Genomic DNA, 18,947 nt, shown 5'->3' with positions numbered 1-18,947 from the left:
GGGGCGACAACAGAGACGGATTTCGGAGATAAAAAAGCGGCCTCATCAGAGGCCGCTTTTACGTTGTAACAGTTCAGCGAGAATTACGCAGATTTCTTTGCTTTTTTCTCTGCTTTCGGAGCAGCGGCAACTTCTTTCGCCGCCGGGGTGCCTTCAGAGAACTCACGACCGTAGAAGGTATCCAGCAGGATCTGTTTCAGTTCGGAGATCAGCGGGTAGCGCGGGTTAGCGCCGGTGCACTGGTCATCGAATGCATCTTCAGACAGCTTGTCAACGTGAGCCAGGAAGTCAGCTTCCTGAACGCCTGCTTCACGGATTGACTTCGGAATACCCAGTTCAGCTTTCAGGCTTTCCAGCCATGCCAGCAGTTTCTCAATCTTCGCAGCAGTACGGTCGCCCGGTGCGCTCAGACCCAGATGGTCTGCGATTTCAGCATAACGACGGCGTGCCTGCGGACGGTCATACTGGCTGAAGGCAGTCTGTTTGGTCGGGTTGTCGTTCGCGTTGTAGCGAATAACGTTGCTGATCAACAGGGCGTTCGCCAGACCATGCGGAATGTGGAACTGTGAGCCCAGTTTGTGCGCCATGGAGTGACACACGCCGAGGAAGGCGTTCGCAAACGCGATACCGGCGATAGTGGCTGCACTGTGAACACGTTCACGGGCGACCGGGTTTTTAGACCCTTCGTTGTAAGACGCCGGCAGGTTTTCTTTCAGCAGTTTCAGCGCTTGCAGTGCCTGACCATCAGAGAACTCAGAAGCCAGTACGGAAACGTAAGCTTCCAGGGCGTGAGTGACGGCATCCAGACCACCGAAGGCACACAGGGACTTCGGCATGTCCATGACCAGGTTAGCATCGACAATTGCCATATCCGGAGTCAGGGCGTAGTCAGCCAGCGGGTATTTCTGACCGGTCGCATCGTCAGTAACAACCGCAAACGGAGTTACTTCAGAACCGGTACCAGAAGTGGTGGTGACCGCAATCATTTTCGCTTTGACACCCATTTTCGGGAACTTGTAGATACGTTTACGGATGTCCATAAAGCGCAACGCCAGTTCTTCGAAGTGAGTTTCCGGATGTTCGTACATCACCCACATGATTTTCGCGGCGTCCATCGGGGAACCGCCACCCAGCGCAATGATCACGTCAGGTTTGAAGGAGTTTGCCAGCTCTGCACCTTTACGGACAACAGAGAGCGTCGGGTCCGCTTCCACTTCAAAGAACACTTCAGTTTCAACGCCAGCCGCTTTCAGTACAGAGGTGATCTGGTCTGCATAACCGTTGTTGAACAGGAAGCGGTCAGTCACGATGAGCGCACGTTTGTGGCCATCAGTAATCACTTCATCCAGCGCGATTGGCAGTGAGCCACGGCGGAAGTAGATAGATTTCGGAAGTTTGTGCCACAACATGTTTTCAGCTCGCTTAGCAACGGTTTTCTTGTTGATCAGGTGTTTCGGACCAACGTTTTCAGAGATGGAGTTACCACCCCAGGAACCACAACCCAGAGTCAGGGAAGGTGCGAGTTTGAAGTTATACAGGTCACCGATACCACCCTGAGATGCCGGGGTGTTGATCAGGATACGTGCGGTTTTCATCATCTGACCGAAGTAAGCCACGCGCTCCGGCTGGTTGTCCTGGTCGGTGTACAGGCAAGAGGTATGACCGATACCGCCCATCGCCACCAGTTTCTCCGCTTTAATGACCGCGTCTTCAAAATCTTTCGCACGGTACATCGCCAGCGTCGGGGACAGTTTTTCGTGAGCGAACGGTTCGCTCTCATCAACCACTTTCACTTCACCGATCAGGATTTTAGTGGTTTCTGGCACAGTGAAACCTGCCAGTTCAGCGATTTTGTACGCAGGCTGACCTACGATAGCGGCGTTCAGCGCGCCATTTTTCAGGATCACGTCCTGAACCGCTTTCAGTTCTTTGCCTTGCAGCATGTAGCCGCCGTGGCTGGCGAAACGTTCGCGAACGGCATCGTAAACGGAATCAACCACAACAACAGACTGTTCAGAAGCACAGATAACGCCGTTGTCGAAGGTTTTGGACATCAGTACAGAGGCGACTGCACGTTTGATATCAGCGGTTTCATCAATAACCACTGGCGTGTTACCTGCGCCCACACCGATAGCGGGTTTACCGGAGCTATATGCGGCTTTAACCATGCCCGGACCACCGGTCGCCAGAATCAGGTTGATATCCGGGTGGTGCATCAGTGCGTTAGACAGTTCAACGGAAGGTTGATCGATCCAGCCAATCAGATCTTTCGGCGCACCGGCAGCGATAGCAGCCTGCAGTACGATATCGGCCGCTTTGTTGGTAGCATCTTTTGCACGCGGATGCGGAGAAAAGATGATCGCGTTACGGGTTTTCAGGCTAATCAGAGACTTAAAGATTGCCGTAGAGGTTGGGTTAGTGGTTGGTACGATACCGCAGATGATACCAATTGGTTCAGCAATGGTGATGGTCCCGAAGGTGTCGTCTTCAGACAGCACGCCGCAGGTTTTTTCATCTTTGTAAGCGTTATAGATGTATTCAGAAGCAAAGTGGTTTTTAATCACTTTATCTTCGACGATACCCATACCGGATTCGGCAACGGCCATCTTCGCGAGAGGAATTCGAGCATCTGCAGCAGCCAGAGCGGCGGCGCGGAAGATTTTATCAACTTGTTCTTGAGTGAAACTGGCATATTCACGCTGGGCTTTTTTGACGCGCTCGACGAGTGCGTTAAGTTCAGCGACATTAGTAACAGCCATAATGCTCTCCTGATAATGTTAAACTTTTTTAGTAAATCATCTGCTCGATACGTGAGTATAGACAGCGGGCGTTAGTTTGTATAACAGCCAGAAAATCAATTGGTTACTTAACGTTCAGTTTGCTCTGATTTACTAAAAGAGCTTATGCGTCAGCGTCATCTAACTCTAACGCGTTACTTCCAGGTGGCGTAAGCAAGGTTACTCACTTCTGAGTAGTGATTACGTGATCTGGATCAAGATTTAGCAAAGCTGACACCTTTCAGCAGGCTGTTTTAGCCCTAAACGCTAAGTGTTGTGTAATTGTAGTGGTGAATAGGTTTCAAATTATCATAATTAAAACATATTAGTAACACTCAGGAATGGTAGCAATTTTACGTTTGCCCTGGTGAAATGTGCTGTGAAAAGGCGTATCTTCAGCACGGTTTTTACCCGGTTATTTTAACTTACTTTATACGGCTAACGCTTCGGAGCTAACCGTGATCCAAACGCTGTTTGATTTTCCTGTTTATTTTAAATTTTTCATCGGGTTGTTCGCGTTAGTGAACCCGGTTGGGATTATTCCTGTCTTCATCAGTATGACCAGCTACCAGACAGCGGCGGCGCGCAACAAAACGAACCTCACTGCTAACCTGTCCGTTGCGATCATTCTGTGGACCTCGCTATTCCTCGGCGACGGCATTCTGCAACTGTTCGGTATCTCAATTGATTCGTTTCGTATCGCCGGCGGGATCCTTGTGGTCACCATTGCGATGTCGATGATTAGCGGCAAACTGGGTGAGGATAAGCAGAACAAGCAGGAAAAATCAGAAACGGCGATCCGTGAAAGTGTAGGTGTGGTTCCCCTGGCGCTGCCGCTGATGGCAGGCCCCGGCGCGATCAGTTCAACCATTGTGTGGGGAACGCGTTATCACAGTGTGATGTACCTGCTTGGCTTCTTTGTGGCGATTGCGCTTTTTGCCCTGTGCTGTTGGGGACTCTTCCGCATGGCACCGTGGTTGGTGCGTGTTCTGGGCCAAACGGGTATTAACGTGATTACCCGAATTATGGGGCTACTTTTAATGGCGCTGGGCATCGAGTTTATTGTCACCGGTATTAAGGCCATATTTCCAGGACTTTTAAGCTAATTCGCTTTCAGATGAAATATCCCACGGAGCTGTTCACGGCTCCGTCTTTTTTATCATCCCGTCTCGTCACCTTTCTTACTTTCAGTCCCGCCTACCGGGAATCACTGATGCCTCTGTCGGTATTAAGTCCCTTGATTTAACAGTCTTTTTAATCCCTTTGCGAGGCTCTGCATTGTTATTTTGCTCACATCACAATCCGGGGCTTGCTGAAGGATAATTGAGATGATATTAGTTAATTCAATGAACTCGCAGATGAATGTGCTAAAAAATAACCAATTGTTAAATTTTTGTATATTTATACGCCTTTTGCAGAGATCAAGGGTCTCAGACGAATGGGGTATCAATAATTGATTGATTGCTAAGCGATTGTTGTTATTTTGCTTGTTTCGGAACGTTCCGCCGGAACGCAATTTTTTCTCTAAAAGAGAATTGCTTAACAAATCTGTAAATTGTATTGGCGGTTAATAAATGCTTTTGTTACTTTCCGACAGTTCATATTGCAGCGGATTGTTTGTTGATGAGAATAAATATCAACTAAGCAGTCTGGCCACTATTCATGCGCCCCCTGACAGGGGAGGTGCATAACGAATCGACGTAAGGTGATCAAACGAATCGCCAGAATAAATAAAGTCGGTGATAGCAGGCAGTAAACGACCTGGCAGCTGAAAGTCTCCGAAGCTGATCAGAGATCCCTGACGGGATTAACAGGCTGGTGATAAAACCAGTAATTATAATGAGGGAGTACAAACACAATGACCAACACGAAGAAAAGTTTAGTGGCGGCAGGAATTTTAACTGCGCTCATCGCCGGAAATGTCGCGACAGCTGCCGTCGTCCCCGCAGGTGTGCAACTGGCGGAAAAGCAGACGCTGGTGCGAAATAATGGTTCGGAAGTTCAGTCTCTCGATCCGCATAAAATCGAAGGGGTGCCGGAATCCAATATCAGCCGCGATCTGTTTGAAGGTTTAATCATCAGTGACGTCGACGGTAAACCGTCTCCGGGCGTGGCTGAGAAATGGGAAAATAAAGATTTTAAAGTCTGGACATTCCATCTGCGCAAAGACGCAAAATGGTCTGATGGCTCACCGGTGACGGCTCACGATTTTGTTTACAGCTGGCAGCGTCTGGCGAATCCGAATACCGCATCCCCGTACGCCAGTTATCTGCAGTATGGTCATATCGTCAATATTGATGACATCGTTGCCGGCAAGAAACCGCCAACCGATCTTGGCGTTAAAGCCATTGATGATAATACCTTTGAAGTGACCCTCAGCGAGCCTGTACCTTATTTCTACAAACTGCTGGTGCACTCATCCGTTTCCCCGGTTCCTAAAGCCGCCGTTGAAAAATACGGTGAGAAGTGGACTCAGCCAGCCAATATCATCACCAACGGTGCGTATAAGCTGAAAGACTGGGTGGTTAACGAGCATATCGTGCTCGAGCGCAATCCTAATTACTGGGACAACGCCAAAACGGTCATTAATCAGGTGACGTACCTGCCGATCGCATCAGAGGTGACAGACGTTAACCGTTACCGCAGCGGTGAAATCGACATGACCTATAACAACATGCCGATTGAACTGTTCCAGAAACTGAAAAAAGAGATCCCGAACGAAGTTCACGTTGACCCGTATCTGTGCACCTACTATTACGAAATCAATAACCAGAAAGCACCGTTTACGGATGTCCGCGTGCGTACCGCGCTTAAGCTGGCGCTGGACCGCGATATTATCGTTAATAAAGTGAAAAACCAGGGCGACCTGCCGGCATACAGCTTCACGCCTCCGTATACTGACGGCGCAAAACTGGCTGAACCAGAATGGTTTGGCTGGACGCAGGAAAAACGTAACGAAGAAGCGAAAAAATTACTGGCCGAAGCCGGATATACCGCTGATAAACCGTTGACCTTCAACCTGCTGTATAACACGTCCGATCTGCACAAGAAACTGGCTATCGCCGCGGCGTCCATCTGGAAGAAAAACTTAGGTGTGAACGTCAAGCTGGAAAACCAGGAATGGAAAACCTTCCTCGATACGCGTCATCAGGGCAACTATGATGTTTCTCGTGCGGCCTGGTGTGCGGATTACAACGAACCGACTTCCTTCCTGAACATGGTGTTGTCTGACAGCTCAAACAACACGACGCATTATAAGAGCCCGGCGTTTGACAAGATCCTTGCCGATGCGCTGAAAGCAACGAATGAAGAGCAGCGTACTGAGCTTTACGGCAAAGCCGAGCAGCAGCTTGATAAAGATTCTGCGATTGTGCCGGTGTTCTACTACGTCAACGCCCGTCTGGTGAAACCGTGGGTGGGTGGTTATACCGGTAAAGACCCGATGGATAATATCCACGTCAAAGATTTGTATATTATCAAGCATTAATGGCAAAGGGTGGGGCAGCAGACGTTGCCCCACAGTGTCTTTTTTCGTCGACTCTCAACACCTCTCATTAGCGGTTCTGCGTGAAGAGGTGTAAAGGCACACGCCAGAAGGTACGGGCAATGTTGAAATTTATTCTACGCCGCTGTCTGGAAGCAATTCCGACGCTGTTTATTCTTATTACCATTTCGTTCTTTATGATGCGTCTTGCGCCGGGAAGTCCCTTCACCGGTGAACGCGCGCTGCCGGCAGAAGTTCTGGCAAACATTGAAGCGAAATACCATCTTAACGACCCTATCATGACCCAGTATTTCAGCTATCTGAAGCAACTGGCGCACGGTGATTTCGGTCCTTCCTTTAAATACAAAGATTATACGGTTAACGACCTGGTCGCTTCGAGTTTTCCGGTATCGGCGAAACTGGGTCTTGCCGCCTTTTTTCTGGCCGTGATCCTCGGGGTGAGCGCTGGCGTAATTGCCGCGTTGAAGCAAAACACGCGATGGGACTATGCGGTCATGGGGGTGGCGATGACCGGGGTGGTAATACCGAGCTTTGTGGTCGCGCCTCTGCTGGTCATGATATTTGCGATCACCCTCAAATGGCTGCCGGGTGGCGGCTGGAATGGCGGGGCGCTGAAATTTATGATCCTGCCGATGGTGGCGTTATCACTGGCCTATATTGCCAGTATTGCGCGTATCACCCGTGGCTCAATGATTGAAGTGCTGCACTCAAACTTCATTCGCACCGCGCGAGCGAAAGGGCTGCCGATGCGCCGTATTATTTTCCGCCATGCGTTGAAACCGGCGTTACTCCCGGTGCTCTCCTATATGGGACCGGCATTTGTCGGGATTATCACAGGTTCAATGGTCATTGAGACAATCTATGGTTTGCCGGGGATTGGTCAGCTGTTTGTTAACGGCGCGCTGAACCGCGATTACTCGCTGGTTCTCAGCCTGACGATCCTCGTGGGGACATTGACCATTGTCTTTAATGCGATTGTTGACGTGCTCTATGCCGTCATCGACCCGAAAATTCGTTACTGATACTGGAGCTCGCGATGATGTTAGGTAAGAAAAACAGCGAAGCGCTGGAGAATTTCAGTGAGAAGCTGGAGGTCGAGGGGCGCAGCCTGTGGCAGGATGCTCGCCGTCGTTTTATGCATAACCGCGCTGCGGTTGCCAGTCTAATTGTGTTGGTGGTGATTGCGCTGTTCGTGACGCTGGCACCGATGCTGTCGCAGTTCACCTACTTCGATACCGACTGGGGCATGATGTCTAGCGCGCCGGATAGCGAGTCTGGTCACTATTTTGGTACCGACTCCTCTGGACGTGACCTGCTGGTGCGCGTGGCGATTGGCGGGCGGATCTCGCTGATGGTCGGCATCGCGGCCGCGCTCGTTGCGGTGGTAGTGGGGACGCTGTACGGCTCGCTTTCAGGCTATCTGGGCGGCAAAATCGACTCGGTGATGATGCGCCTGCTGGAAATCCTCAACTCCTTCCCGTTTATGTTCTTCGTTATCCTGCTGGTCACCTTCTTCGGGCAAAATATTCTGCTGATTTTTGTGGCGATCGGGATGGTTTCCTGGCTGGATATGGCGCGTATTGTGCGCGGGCAAACCCTGAGCCTGAAGCGGAAAGAATTTATTGAAGCCGCGCAGGTGGGCGGCGTGTCGACCGGTAACATCGTCCTGCGTCATATTGTGCCTAACGTGCTGGGCGTGGTGGTGGTGTACGCCTCCTTGCTGGTGCCAAGCATGATCCTGTTCGAATCGTTCCTCAGCTTCCTGGGGCTGGGGACGCAGGAGCCGCTGAGCAGTTGGGGCGCGTTGCTGAGCGATGGCGCCAACTCGATGGAAGTGTCGCCGTGGCTACTGCTGTTCCCGGCCGCTTTTCTGGTGGTGACGTTGTTCTGTTTTAACTTTATTGGCGATGGCTTGCGTGATGCCCTCGACCCGAAAGACCGTTAAGGAGTGCAGCCATGAGCGTAATTGAAACTGCAGGCGTGCCGTTCGCGCAGCAAAGGGCTAACGCACTGCTGGACGTAAAAGATCTTCGTGTGACGTTCAGTACCCCGGACGGTGATGTCACCGCGGTGAATGATTTGAACTTTACGCTGCGCGCCGGAGAAACCCTCGGCATCGTCGGTGAGTCTGGTTCAGGTAAATCACAGACCGCGTTTGCGTTGATGGGGCTGCTGGCCGCGAATGGCCGGATTGGTGGCTCGGCGACGTTTAGCGGCCGCGAGATCCTCAATCTGCCGGAGCACGAACTGAATAAGCTGCGCGCCGAGCAAATCTCGATGATTTTTCAGGACCCGATGACCTCGCTGAATCCCTACATGCGTGTCGGGGAGCAACTGATGGAAGTGCTGATGCTGCATAAAAGCATGAGCAAAGCGGAGGCGTTTGAAGAGTCGGTCAGAATGCTGGATGCGGTCAAAATGCCGGAAGCGCGTAAGCGGATGAAAATGTTCCCGCATGAATTTTCCGGCGGTATGCGTCAGCGCGTGATGATCGCAATGGCGCTGCTGTGCCGGCCGAAGTTACTGATTGCCGACGAACCGACGACCGCCCTGGATGTTACCGTGCAGGCGCAAATCATGACGCTTCTCAATGAACTGAAGCGTGAATTCAACACCGCCATCATCATGATTACCCACGATCTTGGGGTGGTGGCCGGGATTTGCGACAAAGTGCTGGTGATGTATGCCGGTCGGACGATGGAATACGGTAATGCCCGCGATGTCTTTTATCAGCCCGTTCATCCTTATTCGATAGGTCTTCTCAATGCGGTGCCGCGTCTGGATGGCGAAGGTGACGAGATGCTGACGATTCCGGGGAACCCGCCCAACTTACTGCGTCTGCCGAAAGGCTGTCCGTTCCAGCCGCGCTGTCCGCATGCGATGGAGATTTGTAGCACCACTCCGCCGCTGGAGGAGTTCAGTCCGGGACGCCTGCGTGCCTGCTTTAAACCGGTGGAGGATCTGGCATGAACGCTGTAGATGAAAAACGTAAAGTCCTCCTGGAAATCGCCGATCTGAAGGTGCATTTCGATATTAAAGATGGCAAGCAGTGGTTCTGGCAGCCCTCAAAAACGCTGAAGGCAGTCGATGGCGTGACGCTGCGGCTGTATGAAGGAGAGACGCTGGGGGTCGTTGGCGAATCCGGCTGCGGGAAGTCGACCTTTGCCCGGGCCATTATCGGGCTGGTAAAAGCGACCGATGGTCGGGTGGCATGGTTGGGTAAAGACCTGCTGGGGATGAACCCCGATGAATGGCGGGACGTTCGCAGTGATATTCAGATGATTTTCCAGGATCCGCTGGCATCGCTGAACCCTCGCATGACCATTGGTGAAATCATCGCTGAACCGCTGCGAACCTATCATCCGAAATTACCGCGTCAGGAAGTACGCGATCGGGTGAAAGCGATGATGATGAAGGTGGGCTTACTGCCAAACCTGATTAACCGCTATCCGCATGAGTTTTCGGGCGGTCAGTGCCAGCGTATCGGGATTGCCCGGGCGTTGATTCTGGAGCCGAAGCTGATCATCTGCGATGAGCCGGTCTCCGCGTTGGACGTGTCAATTCAGGCGCAGGTCGTCAACCTCTTGCAGCAGCTTCAGCGGGAAATGGGGCTGTCGCTGATCTTCATCGCCCATGACCTGGCGGTCGTAAAACATATCTCTGATCGCGTGCTGGTGATGTATCTGGGTCATGCCGTGGAACTGGGGACCTATGACGAGGTCTATCACAACCCACTGCATCCCTACACTAAAGCGCTGATGTCGGCGGTACCGATTCCCGATCCCGATCTGGAAAAGAACAAGACGATTCAGCTACTGGAAGGGGAATTGCCGTCACCGATTAACCCGCCGTCAGGCTGTGTATTCCGTACCCGTTGTCCGATAGCCGGCCCGGAATGTGCGAAAACGCGTCCGGTACTGGAAGGCAGTTTCCGGCATGCGGTTTCCTGCCTTAAAGTAGACCCGCTATAATCGCAAGGGCTGACAAACTGTCAGCCCTTCTTTTCGCAGAGGTTATCGTGTCGTTTTCCTTGTCATCGCTTCGCAGGCAGATTTATCACCGCTTGTTCGATCTGAACACCCGCTCAGGGCGACGGGGCGAGGGGTTATGTGCTCTGTTCGCGCTGTTGAGCGTGCTGGTTATTTTTATTGAATCGGGCCTTGGCACGCAATATCACCTGACGCTTGATGAGTGGCATATTTTTGTCTGGCTTGAACTCATCATCACGCTGGTCTTTACGCTGGAATATTTGCTGCGTTTAGTGAGCTGGCCGAATCCGGCGAAATATGTCTTCAGCTTCTGGGGCTTAATTGATTTAGCGACTATTCTGCCGTTGTATGTGATGTGGCTGTGGCCGGAAATCAGCCTCAATTACGTTTTTGCCTGGCGGGCTATGCGGGCCATTCGTATCCTGCGGATCCTTAAGCTGTTGCGTTTTATGCCTTCATTACGGGTATTCTGGCGGGCGATTATGAGTGCCCGGCATCAACTGATTCTGTTTTATTCGTTTATCGGCATTTTGATGATTATTTTCGGCACGCTGATGTATCTCATCGAAGGACCGGAATATGGATTCACCACGCTGAATGCGTCGGTCTACTGGGCGATTGTGACCGTCACGACGGTTGGGTATGGCGATATTTCGCCACATACGCCATTGGGGCGGATTGTGGCATCAGTCCTGATTTTGATTGGCTATTCAGTGATTGCCATTCCTACTGGGTTGATCACCACGCATATGAGCATGGCGTTTCAAAAGCGGAATCAACAGCGCCAATGCCCACAGTGCCAGCAGAGCCAGCATGAACATAGCGCGAAATTTTGTAACCACTGCGGCAGTAAATTGCCGGACTAAATAAAAAGAGCCGCGATTGCGGCTCTTGTCTTTGATTATTCGCGCCAGAGAATATGGCAGAGCTTGTGATTTTTTTCGCGACACAGCAACACGCGGGCAAAAATATCGTTGATCTCGCCGTCTTCACTGTCTGCCAGACCAATCACCACTTCGGCAAAGAAGTCCGGGTTCAGGTCATAATCCACGTGATCCTGCCAGTCTTCTGACGGATCAAATAACTCTGCGCCGCCGCGCTCCTCAAACTGCAGGTTGAACAGAATAATGTCCGCCGGGTCGAGGTTATCGGCCGCCAGTTCGAGAAAAATATCGTAAGCCTGCTCAAGCGTTTCGTCTTCAGTCAGGCGATTGTTCAGATCCATATCCATAGTGACTACCTGTTTACCGTCTCTTGGGCACGTTTTACAGCAACGGACTGAAGAAGTAAAACAGTCGCTCGGTGATCCGCTGCCAGAGCGGGCGTTTTAGCCACAAATTCGCGTCCAGCAGGCGAGAACGGGAGATATAATCGTCCTGCACAGCCGCCAGATCGCCGCCGAATCCGACGTCATCAATCACCAGCGTGATCTCAAAATTCAGCCACAGACTGCGCATATCCAGATTCACGGTCCCGACCAGACTGAGTTCACCATCGACCAGTACGCTCTTGGTATGCAACAGACCGCCTTCGAACTGATAAATTTTCACCCCGGCCGCCAACAGCTCGGTAAAGAAGGCGCGGCTGGCCCAGCCAACCAGGAGTGAATCGTTCTTGCGTGGCAGAATAATACTGACGTCCACACCGCGCTGCGCCGCTGTACAGATGGCATGCAGCAAATCGTCGCTCGGCACGAAGTAGGGGGTAGTCATAATTAAATATTCACGCGCCGAATAAGCCGCCGTCAGCAGCGCCTGGTGTATCAGATCTTCCGGAAAGCCTGGGCCGGAAGCGATGGTATGAATTGTGTGTCCGCTGGCCTCTTCGAACGGCATTATGTTGACGTCCGGCGGCGGAGGCAGAATGCGTTTGCCGGTTTCAATCTCCCAGTCGCAGGAATAGACGATGCCCATTGCGGTTGCCACCGGACCTTCCATCCGCGCCATCAGATCCACCCACTGACCGACGCCCGCATCCTGTTTGAAAAAGCGCGGATCCACCATATTCATACTACCGGTATAAGCAATATAGTTATCAATCATCACCATTTTGCGGTGCTGACGCAGGTCCATGCGGCGCAGGAACACACGGAACAGGTTAACCTTCAGCGCTTCGACCACTTCGATACCAGCGTTGCGCATCATCGCCGCCCAGGGGCTGCGGAAGAAAGCGACGCTACCGGCAGAGTCCAGCATGAGTCGGCAATGGATCCCGCGTCGTGCGGCAGCCATCAGGGATTCCGCCACCTGATCCGCCATACCGCCAGGTTGCCAGATATAGAACACCATTTCGATGTTATGTCGTGCCAACTGAATATCGCGGATCAGCGCCTGCATCACATCGTCAGAATCGGTGAGCAACTGGAGTTGGTTGCCTTTAACCCCCGCGATGCCCTGGCGACGCTCACAGAGTTTGAACAGCGAAGCGGCGACGCTGCTGTTCTCTTCGGCAAAGATATGTTTGCAGGCTTTAAGATCGTTCAGCCACTTTGCGGTGGATGGCCACATTGCGCGAGCGCGTTCTGCCCGACGCTTGCCCAGATGCAGTTCCCCGAAGGATAAATAAGCAATAATTCCGACCAACGGCAGAATATAAATGATTAGCAGCCAGGCCATCGCAGAAGGAACCGCGCGACGTTTCATTAAAATACGTAATGTTACACCGGCAATGAGCACCCAGTAGCCCAGAATGACCAGCCAACTCACCACCGTGTAGAAGGTTGTCATAGATTAAAAATCCTTTTGAAAGCGTATTGTTATGAGTTTACGCGTCATGATAAATCTGGCAAATAAAAACACGGCAAAAGCGCTAGCCTGCCTGTCTGTGGGGGGTATAATGCCCATTCTTGCACTGTAAGAGTAGGTATCATGAAGCGGAGTAGAACGGAAGTGGGACGCTGGCGGATGCTGCGTCAGGCCAGTCGCCGTAAAGCGCGTTGGCTTGAAGGACAGTCGCGTCGGAATATGCGGATCCACTCAATCAGAAAATGTGTCCTGAATCAGCAACGTAATTCGCTGCTGTTTGCGATCCATAGCCTCTGAGTGAACAGGGCACCGCATGCGGTGCCCAATGAACACGTCTTTCAGAACGTCTTCTTAAAGGGTTTCACTGAAACCTGCGCGTAAACCCCGGCGGCAACATACGGGTCAGCCTCGGCCCAGGATTGCGCCTCTTCCAGTGAGTCAAATTCAGCAATCACCGTGGAGCCGGTAAAACCTGCCGCACCGGGATCGTTACTATCTACCGCTGGCATGGGGCCTGCAGTCAGGAGACGTCCTTCGTCGTGAAGCAACTGTAGTCGTGCCAGATGCGCGGGGCGGACGGAAAGACGCTTTTCAAGTGAATTCGGGTTATCTTGCGCGTAGATGACATAAAGCACGGATAGGGCTCCTTGTTCGGTAAAAGTGCTAAATACGTTATTTGAAAGGCCTCTTTACTGCAACGCAAAGATGACAGCCTTGTTAAGGCTGTACAATTGTCAGGGAATTTTTAGGAGAAAAATGGCGCTTATGGCGATGGCTTATTGAATATGATTGCTATTTGCATTTAAAATTGGGGCCTGGTTTTTCAACTGAAACGATTATGACTTCAATGACCCTTGATTTACCTCGTCGCTTTCCCTGGCCGACGCTACTTTCTGTCGGCATTCATGGCGCTTTAGTGGCGGGACTCTTGTATACCTCGGTACATCAGGTTATTGAATTGCCTGCCCCTGCGCAGCCCATCTCCGTAACGATGGTTTCGCCAGCCGACCTGGAACCGCCGCAGGCTGTCCAGCCGCCGCCGGAACCGGTTGTCGAGCCTGAACCTGAGCCGGAACCGATTCCCGAACCGCCCAAAGAGGCGCCGGTTGTTATCGAGAAACCGAAGCCTAAACCTAAGCCCAAACCGAAACCGGTGAAAAAGGTACAGGAGCAGCCGAAGCGTGATGTCAAACCTGCCGAGCCGCGTCCGGCGTCGCCGTTTGAGAATACCGCGCCTTCGCGTCCGGCCACCAGCACTGCGCCGGCAACCAGCAAGCCGACAGTGAGCGTTCCGGCAGGTCCACGTGCGTTAACGCGTAACCAGCCGCAGTATCCTGCGCGCGCTCAGGCATTACGTATTGAGGGGCGGGTAAAAGTGAAGTTTGATGTTACGTCCGATGGCCGGGTGGACAACGTACAAATCGTGTCAGCGCAACCGGCTAACATGTTTGAACGTGAAGTGAAGAATGCGATGCGCAGATGGCGCTATGAAGCCGGTAAACCGGGTTCAGGGCTGGTCGTGAATATCGTCTTCCGTCTGAACGGCACCACGCAAATCGAATGATCATCTGGTGATAACGTAAAAGCCTCCGTAATGGAGGCTTTTTTGTATTTATTCTACCGGTAGCGGGCGGGGTTTACCGTCTGGATCTACCGCGACGTAGATAAACAGTGCCTCTGTCGCTTTGTAGCGCTGGCCAATTGGCTCTGACGCCACTTTCTTGACCCAGACTTCAATATTGATGCTGACGGAAGTGGTTCCGCGCTTCACACAACGGGCGTAGCAACATACCACATCGCCGACGGCAACCGGACGCAGAAAGCTCATTCCTTCCACACGGACGGTCACCACGCGACCATGGGCAATCTCTTTGGCCTGAATAGCACCGCCAATATCCATCTGCGACATCAGCCAGCCGCCAAAAATATCACCGTTGGCATTGGTATCGGCAGGCATAGCCAGTGTGCGTAAAACCAGTTCGCCCTGCGGGGCGTGAGTTGTTGTTGTCATTGTAAAACCGACTGTAGAAAAAAATTTCAGGCGCGATGCTACTATGATTTTAGCATGGAGAACAGAGGGGAAACGCCCGCGAGACGGGCGTTTGGGTGATTAGAATGACATCGTTACGCCCGCATAGTAAGCGCGTCCGGGTTCGTTGTAGGTTGAGGCGCCATCGTTTTCACGATAGATCCGCTTGTCGAAGAGGTTACTGATCCCGGCGTTCAGGCGCAGGTTTTTCGTCATCTGGTAATTAGCGCCAAGTCCGACAACCGCGTAGGCACCCATCTCCTTATCCGACATGGCACCCGTTTCGTTGCGCGTTTCAGCATACTCGCGCGGTTTTTGTCGACCGTACTGCGTCCACTGTAGCTGCGTGGAAAGCTTGTCGTTCACCTGCCAGTCGAGCAGGGTATTAATGGTGTATTTCGGGATCACGGAGAGCGGGTTACCGGTGTCCTTGTTCTCTGATTTGATCATATACGTCGCGTTTGTGCGCCAGCTTAACGTTTCCGGCACCAGCGGGATCACCACGTTACCTTCCAGACCTTCGACAATCGCTTTGCCACCATTTTCCCATTGCAGGATGTTATTTCCGTTGGAGGCGTAACCGATAATATCGGTCCCGGCGACGATTTTATTCTTATAGTCATTACGGAACCAGGTGATTCCCGCATCCCACCCAGCGTAATTAAATTCCAGGCCGATCTCTTTGTTAATACTGATTTCCGGGTCCAGATCCGGATTACCCAGCAGATAACAACTGCCGGCGGCGATAGTATTCGGACACCCGTTGCCGCGCGTGGAGAGCAAATATCCCTCGCTGGACTGATACAGGTTTGGCGCTTTAAAGACGCGCGCAATCCCGGCTTTCAGCTTAAACAGATCGCCCAGTTCCTGCGACATATTCAGACTGGGGCTCCAGTTGCTGCCAAATTCGTCGTGATAGTCAAAACGGATCCCCGGAATAATATCCGTGCCAGGCCGCGCTTCGATATTATCTTCCAGATATATACCGGTGAGCGTGGCGCTATTTTTGGAACTGCGACTGGAGGCGTCACCGGAGACATTGCCAATCTGCACGCCGGATGCGCTGGTGGCCTGCATAGACGCCGGATCGTTGAGTTCGTCACGGTTCCACTCCGCACCCACCGTCAGGGTTTGATCAACCAGCCAGAAGACAGGGATGTTGAGTTCTCCGGAAGAACGATAAGATTCCAGGCGGCTGGTGGCGTATTCGGTGTTATTGATCATCCCTTCCACTTTACCGGTCGAGCCTTCCTGCATTCGGGTGTTATTGGTTTTTTCGTAGTAGACGCCGAATGTAGACTGCCCCCAGTCCCAGATGCCGTTATGCGTCAGCCCCCACGACTGACGATACATCCGGTTGGTTTCATCGCCGTAAAGGGTACTGACCAGCCCGTCAGGACTGACGTTAGCGTTGCTATACTGGGTATCCCCGGCATAGATATTGCCCTGACGACTGTAGCTATAGTCAAAATCGACAATTTGCTGTGGCGTCAGTTTCCAGGAGAGCAGGGCGTTGATGTCTTTATTGCGCACCCCTTCGCGCCCTGCGGCATAGGATCCATTTTGCCGGGTATTGATATCCGCCGCATCGGCGTCAGTTTTGTTGATGTTGCCATACAAACGCATGGTGAGAACATCGTCAATGAGCGGGCCGCTCAGATTGACGTTCGCTCGCCTGGTGGCACCTTCTTTGCTGTTCTCGGGCTGGTTGGTATAAAGAGACAGCGAGCCATGCCAGTCGTTCGTTGGCCGTTTAGTGATGATATTTACGACGCCACCCGCCGCGCCGGAACCGTAACGTGCCGCTGCCGGGCCGCGCAGCACCTCAATACGCTCGACCATCTCTGCCGGTACCCAGTTTGTGTCACCACGGGTATCACGCTCCCCGCGCCAGCTATAGCGCACCGAGTTTCGCGAGGTGACCGGTACGCCGTCAATCAGGATCAGCGTGTTTTCCGGACCCATGCCGCGAATATCAATCTGACGGTTATTTCCCCGACTGCCGCTGGCGCTGTTGCCCGTCAGGTTCACACCGGGCATGGTGCGAATAATATCGGAGAGGTCGTTGACCGGTGGGGATTTTTCAATGTCTTTGGCGGTGATAATAGAAACACCGGGTTGTTGCTTGAGAGCTTCTTCGGCGGTGGCCTGGACGACCATCGTTTCACCGTCGTTCAGAACGTCGTCTGCGGCGAATGCATTTCCGCTTAATGCTGTGGCAATCAAAAGCGCCAGAGGGCGTGGAGAAATTTTTGTTATCGTATTCATCAACTGACATCCCAATTGTAAAAATTCGATACGGAATATCAATGATAATTATTCTCATTTCAATGTTGTGAAGGCAATCTCCATAATATCTTCACGATTCAGGCAATTTAGGGCGAGTACGGCAGGGATTGTGCAGAAAGCAAAACCAGGCCCATGGGCCTGGTTGGATGAGCATTTACGATTTGTCTTCTTGCGGGAGATGGCGATAGATATAAACACCACTCAACAGGGTAAAGATCAGCGTCAAGGCGGTGAGGCCGAATACCTTAAAGTTCACCCAGATGTTTTGCGGCAGCCAGAAGGCGATGTAAATATTGGCAAGCCCACATAGAATAAAGAAGATGGCCCACGCGAGATTGAGCTTAGACCAGACCGGCTGTGGTAGCGTCAGTTCTTTACCCAGCATGCGCTGGATCAGCGGCTTTTTCATGATCCACTGGCTAACCAGAAGCGCACCGGCAAACAGGCCGTAAATCACCGTCACTTTCCATTTAATAAACTCATCATTATGGAAGAAGAGGGTTAACCCGCCGAACACGGCCACCAGAACAAAAGTGATCAGCGCCATTTTTTCAACTTTGCGATAGCGAACCCAGCTGTAGATGAGCACGATTGCCGTTGCGACAATGAGCGCCGAGGTGGCCGCATAGATGTCGTACACTTTGTAAAAAACAAAGAAGACAACCAGCGGTAAAAAATCAAGAAACTGCTTCATTCTTCGATTCCGTAATCAAACGCGTCGGGCATTACTGCCGGCGACGCAGACAGGGTTATTGGCGAATCAACATATACAGACGGAACAGGTAGATGAGCAATATGGCGGAGATCAGATTGCTCAACGTATTCGCGATAACGGCGCCAACGTTAGGGTCAAGCGCAGCAAAGCTGGAGGCAAACAGCAACAGTAGCGTTTTTGCCAGCAGCCAGCCCATCACAGCCGGGGCGACCAGTCGCATATTAGACCACGCCAGACGCATACTGTTGCGCATTGCGGCGAATACACCCATTTTATCCTGAACCAGCATAATCGGCGCAAGCGCCAGCAGGATTGCCAACAGGATGCCTGGTACCACGACCAGCATAATCCCGAGCTGTACCAGCAGGGTCGTCAGTAAAATCAGGATGAACAGACGCGGCAGGATCGGCGCACTGGCACCGATCGCGCGCAGGGCGCTGACGCGATGACCGGCTGAAATTAACTGAATCATTAGCAGAACGCCACCGGCCAGGACGGCATTACCAATCAGTCCTGAAAAGGTAGACGCTGCCGAGGCGCGCAACAGGATCTGCTGCTGCTCCGGCGTCATGTTTTGCACCAGTTCGAACAAGCCTACGCTTCCTTCAAGATGATCCCCTTCACTCAGTTGCGCAATCTGCGCATCGCTGGGTGAGAAGGCATGCCCTAATACCACCGTGATGAACGCGCACAGCAGCGAGATCAGCAGGATGGTTAAAAATTGATTACGGAAAAAATTCCCGGTGTCACGGTATACAGATTTCGCCGTGATAGACATGCACTCTCCTTGAGTTCTGCAGGTGTTGTTAAGCATGCAATTGTACCCTGGATAACTGCGCAGTGGCAGCATCAAGGGGTGTATGGAAAAGCATATCTTTGTAAAGCCAGAGTAATTTGCT

General features: G+C 52.1%; 17 protein-coding genes and 1 pseudogene. 9 read left to right on the top strand and 9 right to left on the bottom strand.

Translation table 11 applies throughout. The annotated features are described in order from the left end of the window. Nucleotides 1–83: 83 nt before the first annotated feature. On the bottom strand, nucleotides 84–2,759 hold the full coding sequence (gene adhE / locus C2U53_RS23320; protein ID WP_043000504.1) for a bifunctional acetaldehyde-CoA/alcohol dehydrogenase: 2,676 nt from the start codon (nucleotides 2,757–2,759) through the stop codon (nucleotides 84–86). Between the two features lie 476 nt (nucleotides 2,760–3,235). On the opposite strand from adhE, the gene ychE reads away from it, so the two are divergent. The 7 genes from ychE to C2U53_RS23285 all read left to right on the top strand — a co-directional run bounded on the left by ychE (nucleotide 3,236) and on the right by C2U53_RS23285 (nucleotide 11,137). Next, nucleotides 3,236–3,883, top strand: a complete 648-nt coding sequence (gene ychE / locus C2U53_RS23315; protein ID WP_043000505.1) for an NAAT family transporter YchE — start codon at nucleotides 3,236–3,238, stop codon at nucleotides 3,881–3,883. 752 nt (nucleotides 3,884–4,635) lie between these two features. After that, on the top strand, nucleotides 4,636–6,264 hold the full coding sequence (oppA, locus tag C2U53_RS23310) for an oligopeptide ABC transporter substrate-binding protein OppA (protein WP_043000506.1): 1,629 nt from the start codon (nucleotides 4,636–4,638) through the stop codon (nucleotides 6,262–6,264). A gap of 119 nt (nucleotides 6,265–6,383) precedes the next feature. Then, nucleotides 6,384–7,304 carry an oligopeptide ABC transporter permease OppB gene (oppB, locus tag C2U53_RS23305; protein WP_043000507.1) on the top strand — a complete coding sequence of 307 codons (921 nt, stop codon included), beginning with the start codon at nucleotides 6,384–6,386 and terminating at the stop codon, nucleotides 7,302–7,304. A 14-nt stretch (nucleotides 7,305–7,318) separates the two neighbouring features. Then, on the top strand, nucleotides 7,319–8,227 hold the full coding sequence (gene oppC, locus C2U53_RS23300; RefSeq protein WP_043000508.1) for an oligopeptide ABC transporter permease OppC: 909 nt from the start codon (nucleotides 7,319–7,321) through the stop codon (nucleotides 8,225–8,227). Nucleotides 8,228–8,238: 11 nt separating this feature from the next. Beyond that, the gene (gene oppD, locus C2U53_RS23295) at nucleotides 8,239–9,252 is read left to right on the top strand and encodes a murein tripeptide/oligopeptide ABC transporter ATP-binding protein OppD (protein ID WP_043000509.1); all 1,014 of its coding nucleotides are present in this window, start codon (nucleotides 8,239–8,241) and stop codon (nucleotides 9,250–9,252) included. Then, complete coding sequence (gene oppF, locus C2U53_RS23290) at nucleotides 9,249–10,253, top strand: murein tripeptide/oligopeptide ABC transporter ATP-binding protein OppF (protein ID WP_043000510.1); 1,005 nt, start codon at nucleotides 9,249–9,251, stop codon at nucleotides 10,251–10,253. The genes oppD and oppF overlap by 4 nt, the downstream gene beginning before the upstream one ends. A gap of 47 nt (nucleotides 10,254–10,300) precedes the next feature. Then, a complete protein-coding gene (locus tag C2U53_RS23285; protein WP_043000511.1) occupies nucleotides 10,301–11,137 on the top strand; it encodes an ion transporter in 837 nt (278 codons plus the stop codon). A 35-nt stretch (nucleotides 11,138–11,172) separates the two neighbouring features. Here the strand turns inward: C2U53_RS23285 and C2U53_RS23280 are convergent, their stop codons facing one another. Both C2U53_RS23280 and cls read right to left on the bottom strand, forming a co-directional pair. Continuing rightward, entirely contained in the window at nucleotides 11,173–11,502 is a 330-nt protein-coding gene (locus C2U53_RS23280) for an HI1450 family dsDNA-mimic protein (RefSeq protein WP_043000512.1), read from the bottom strand. 34 nt (nucleotides 11,503–11,536) lie between these two features. Then, a complete protein-coding gene (gene cls / locus C2U53_RS23275; RefSeq protein WP_043000513.1) occupies nucleotides 11,537–12,997 on the bottom strand; it encodes a cardiolipin synthase in 1,461 nt (486 codons plus the stop codon). 141 nt (nucleotides 12,998–13,138) lie between these two features. Here cls and C2U53_RS30005 point away from each other — a divergent pair, with 141 nt between their 5' ends. Beyond that, a complete protein-coding gene (locus C2U53_RS30005) occupies nucleotides 13,139–13,312 on the top strand; it encodes a YciY family protein (protein WP_086512586.1) in 174 nt (57 codons plus the stop codon). A 41-nt stretch (nucleotides 13,313–13,353) separates the two neighbouring features. Here the strand turns inward: C2U53_RS30005 and C2U53_RS23270 are convergent, their stop codons facing one another. Continuing rightward, the gene (locus tag C2U53_RS23270; RefSeq protein WP_043000514.1) at nucleotides 13,354–13,650 is read right to left on the bottom strand and encodes a YciI family protein; all 297 of its coding nucleotides are present in this window, start codon (nucleotides 13,648–13,650) and stop codon (nucleotides 13,354–13,356) included. Between the two features lie 212 nt (nucleotides 13,651–13,862). Between C2U53_RS23270 and tonB the strand changes: the two genes are divergently transcribed. Then, on the top strand, nucleotides 13,863–14,579 hold the full coding sequence (tonB, locus tag C2U53_RS23265) for a TonB system transport protein TonB (RefSeq protein ID WP_044267227.1): 717 nt from the start codon (nucleotides 13,863–13,865) through the stop codon (nucleotides 14,577–14,579). Nucleotides 14,580–14,627: 48 nt separating this feature from the next. On the opposite strand, the gene yciA is transcribed toward tonB, so the two are convergent. The 5 genes and pseudogenes from yciA to C2U53_RS23240 all read right to left on the bottom strand — a co-directional run. Continuing rightward, on the bottom strand, nucleotides 14,628–15,026 hold the full coding sequence (gene yciA / locus C2U53_RS23260) for an acyl-CoA thioester hydrolase YciA (RefSeq protein ID WP_043000515.1): 399 nt from the start codon (nucleotides 15,024–15,026) through the stop codon (nucleotides 14,628–14,630). Nucleotides 15,027–15,125: 99 nt separating this feature from the next. After that, entirely contained in the window at nucleotides 15,126–17,312 is a 2,187-nt protein-coding gene (locus C2U53_RS23255; protein ID WP_104446505.1) for a TonB-dependent siderophore receptor, read from the bottom strand. Between the two features lie 175 nt (nucleotides 17,313–17,487). Then, complete coding sequence (locus tag C2U53_RS23250) at nucleotides 17,488–18,027, bottom strand: septation protein A (RefSeq protein ID WP_043000517.1); 540 nt, start codon at nucleotides 18,025–18,027, stop codon at nucleotides 17,488–17,490. 55 nt (nucleotides 18,028–18,082) lie between these two features. Continuing rightward, a complete protein-coding gene (locus C2U53_RS23245) occupies nucleotides 18,083–18,826 on the bottom strand; it encodes a YciC family protein (protein WP_044257714.1) in 744 nt (247 codons plus the stop codon). A 28-nt stretch (nucleotides 18,827–18,854) separates the two neighbouring features. Continuing rightward, nucleotides 18,855–18,932, bottom strand: a pseudogene (locus C2U53_RS23240) (YkgJ family cysteine cluster protein); the annotation flags it as partial. Between the last annotated feature and the right edge of the window lie 15 nt (nucleotides 18,933–18,947).

It is taken from the genome of Citrobacter sp. CFNIH10 (assembly GCF_002934585.1).
GTDB classification, from domain to species: domain Bacteria; phylum Pseudomonadota; class Gammaproteobacteria; order Enterobacterales; family Enterobacteriaceae; genus Citrobacter_A; species Citrobacter_A amalonaticus.
This window is presented reverse-complemented; position numbering and strand designations above follow the sequence as displayed.